1 protein-coding gene is annotated in these 2,072 nt (G+C 69.0%); it reads right to left on the reverse strand.

Translation table 11 applies throughout. The annotated features are described in order from the left end of the window. On the reverse strand, positions 1-1,989 hold a 1,989-nt coding region (locus tag A5624_RS16955; RefSeq protein ID WP_232002269.1), incomplete at its 3' end, for an ATP-binding cassette domain-containing protein. Positions 1,990-2,072 lie beyond the last annotated feature (83 nt).

Genomic DNA, 2,072 nt, shown 5'->3' on the forward strand with positions numbered 1-2,072 from the left:
CGCGAGCATCAGCATGTCGAACACGAAAATGTGTTTGGAGTGCTGCCAGATCGGGTCGTTGGTCGGGATCTGCTTGACCTTGACCAGCGATGGGAAGTCGATCGAGGAGGCGCCCGCGGCGTAGCCCCACCGGGCGGGCGTCAGCCACGCCATCTGCTCGAGGCCGATGCGCTGATAGACCGGGATCATGCCGCTGGAGAACACCAGCTGCGACATGATCGACACCACCAGCAGCGGCATGATCTGTTCGTTGGACTGGGCCAGCGCCGACAGCAGCAGGCCCAGCATGGCCGAGGCCACACAGGTGCCGGCGACGGTGACGAACAGCGAGAAGGTGGAGTTGCCGAAGAACTGGGGATGCGCCGTCGGCGCGCCCTTGCCCAGCCGCACGATAATCGTGGCGATCGCCGCCTGTGCCGTCGCGAAGACGCAGAACACCGCGATCTTGGCCAGCAGGTAGGCGGTGGTGGACAGGCCGACGGCCTGCTCGCGTCGGAAGATCGGGCGCTCGCCGATCAGGTCACGAATGGTCAGCGCGGTGCCCATGAACACCGCGCCGATGTTGAGCAGCACCATGATGTACTGCGGCTGCGTCGGCGCGGGGCCCAAGGGGTCGGCCGGGCCGAGGCCGGGGTGGGGGCCCTTCACCGTCAGCGACAACGCGCCGATGAGGAACGGCAGGACCGCCAGGAAGATGGTGTAACCGCGGTCGGACACGACCAGCCGAACCTGGCGGCGGGCGATCGTGGACAGCTGCCGGAACAGGTTGGTCTGGGGCGGTTCGCCCAGATCGGCCGGGCTCTCCGGGGTCGGTGGCTGCGACGACTGCTGGTTGCGCTCCTTGAAGCGGCGGTTGGCCTCGTCCGGGTCGGCGCCCACCTTGGCGAAGATGTCGGCCCAGTTGCGGGTCCCCATGGCGGACTCGACCTGGTCCGGCGGCCCGCAGAACGCGGTCTTGCCGCCGGGTGCGACCAGCAGGATCTGATCGCAGACGTCGAGGTAGGACACCGAGTGGGTCACCACCAAGACCGTGCGGCCGGCGTCGGCCAGCTGGCGCAGCATCAGCATGACCTGGCGGTCCAGCGCGGGGTCCAGACCCGACGTCGGCTCGTCGAGCAGCAGCAGCGACGGCTGGGTGAGCAGTTCGAGGGCGACCGAAGCGCGCTTGCGCTGGCCGCCGGAGAGCTTGTCGACCCGGGTGTCGGCGTGCTGGGTCATGTCGAGTTCCTCGAGCACCTGCGCGACGATGCGGGCCCGCTCCTGTTTGCTGGTGTCGGGCGGCAGGCGCAGCTCGGCGGCGTAGTTCAGCGCCTGGTTGACCGTGAGCTGGCGGTGCACCACGTCGTCCTGCGGGACCATGCCGATCCTGCTGCGCATCGAGGCGTACTCGGTGTGAATGTTGTGGCCCTCGAAGGTCACGGTGCCCGACGTCGGGCTGGTGTAGCCGACGATCAGCCGCGACAGCGTGGTCTTGCCCGCGCCCGAACCGCCGATGATGGCGGTCAGCGTCCCGGGCCGCGCGGTCAGCGAGATGTGGTCGAGCAGCTGCTTGCCGTGGTCGACGGTGTAGCAGACGGAGTTGACCTCCAGGCCGCCGCTGCGGGTGGCGGCCTCGGTGCGCCGGACCAGGTTGTCGCCGGTGAACACCAGGTCGACGTTGCCGATGGTGACGACGTCGCCCTCGGTCAGCACCGCCGAGCCGACCCGGACGCCGTTGACGAACGTCCCGTTCACGCTGTGCGCGTCGCGGATCTCGGTGCCCAGCGGCGTCTGGATCAGGAAGGCGTGGTGGCGCGAGGCCAGCACGTCCTGGATGACGATGTCGTTGTCGGTGGCGCGGCCGATGGTTTGCGAGCCGGCGGGCTTCTGGATGGCGCCGGAGCGCGACGGCATCAGCGCCTGGAACATCTTTGTGGCCAGGTTCGCGACCTCGGGCGGCTTCGCGGAGGCGGGGGCCATCTGGGTGTGCGGGCTCCCGACGGCGGGCATTTGCGCGATCGGCGGGGCGCGCCGGCACCAGCAGCTCGGCGTCGACAGTGAAAAGCTCTGCCACGGCGGCGAAATCCGGTGAG

The organism is Mycobacterium sp. 1482292.6 (assembly GCF_001672995.1).
GTDB lineage: Bacteria > Actinomycetota > Actinomycetes > Mycobacteriales > Mycobacteriaceae > Mycobacterium > Mycobacterium europaeum_A.